We start from the raw sequence: 617 nt of genomic DNA, 5'->3' as shown, positions 1-617 counted from the left end.
GGCCTGAGCTGGGGTGGGAAAGCGGGGAACTCCTCCAGCCAAAATGGAATAGTTTCTATACATGTCTGGGTTTGAGTTCGATCCGAACAAGAGCGAAGCGAACCTGGCCGAGCACGGCATCGATTTTCTGTCGGCGCAGGCACTGTGGCGAGATCCTCACCGGCTCGAGGTGCCCGCGAGAACTACGGATGAGCTCCAGGTGGCTGGTGATCGGGGTGATTGACGGAAAATGGTGGTCCGCGGTGGTGACCTATCGTGCGGACCGGACCCGGATCATCGCAGTTCGGCGCTCACGTGAGGGAGAGGTGGCGCTTTATGAGGGCTGACGAGTTCGACGAGCGTTTTGATGCCGGCGAGGACGTGACGTTCGCGCTCGATACGGCCAGGGCCCGGCGCCCGGGCGAGGAGCAGCGGCGTGTCAATGTCGACTTCCCGGCGTGGATGGTCGCGGAGTTGGATCGTGAGGCGACTCGTCTCGGGGTTACCCGGCAGTCGCTGATCAAGGTGTGGATCGCCGAGAGGCTCGAACGCAATGGCTCAGCGGCCGGCTGATCCCTGCCGTGGTGGCGTGGCGGCACAGAATTTCTCTGGGAATCTCCGGGTGGTTGGGGAGTGGC

1 protein-coding gene is annotated in these 617 nt (G+C 62.9%); it reads left to right on the top strand.

Annotated elements, in window-relative coordinates; all coding sequences use genetic code 11:
• The first annotated feature begins 315 nt into the window (after positions 1-315).
• Complete coding sequence (locus G9373_RS45565; RefSeq protein WP_133983713.1) at positions 316-552, top strand: CopG family transcriptional regulator; 237 nt, start codon at positions 316-318, stop codon at positions 550-552.
• Positions 553-617 lie beyond the last annotated feature (65 nt).

The sequence above is a fragment of the Rhodococcus sp. A14 genome (assembly GCF_011603105.1).
GTDB lineage: Bacteria > Actinomycetota > Actinomycetes > Mycobacteriales > Mycobacteriaceae > Rhodococcus_F > Rhodococcus_F opacus.
Note: the sequence above shows the minus strand (reverse complement) of the source record. Positions and strands in the feature narration are given on the sequence as shown.

What these genes read in the sequence shown, in the direction of transcription:
- G9373_RS45565 (WP_133983713.1), top strand. Translation starts at nt 316, where the DNA reads ATGAGGGCTGACGAGTTCGACGAGCGTTTTGATGCCGGCGAGGACGTG.